Raw genomic sequence first — 291 nt, 5'->3', positions numbered from 1 at the left:
TGGTGTTGTATCGTTTGTATCCGCAATTGGATCAATCGTTACATCGGTATCAGATGGTGCAGTTGTATCTACAGTTAATTTGCCATCCGCAGTTTCAGTAGCAGTATTACCCACCGCATCTTTCGCTTCAGCTTTAACTGTATATTCACCTTCTGGTAATTCTTCAGTCGGTGTGAACGACCAGTTACCTTCTGGATCTACAGTCGCATCACCTGTTGCTACAGGGTTGCCATCTTTGTCTAAGATTTCAACTTTTACTGTTGCACCTGGCTCAGTCTTACCTGAGATTGT

1 protein-coding gene is annotated in these 291 nt (G+C 43.3%); it reads right to left on the bottom strand.

What is annotated here, in order from left to right; translation table 11 throughout:
- Window positions 1-291: Ig-like domain-containing protein (locus tag AC1M9K_RS14610; protein ID WP_481589653.1), on the bottom strand; the 291-nt coding region annotated here is incomplete at both ends.

Source organism: Acinetobacter sp. 24-47-67, from assembly GCF_056779735.1.
The sequence above is the reverse complement of the archived record's forward strand: the minus strand, read 5'-3'. Positions and strand labels throughout refer to the sequence as shown.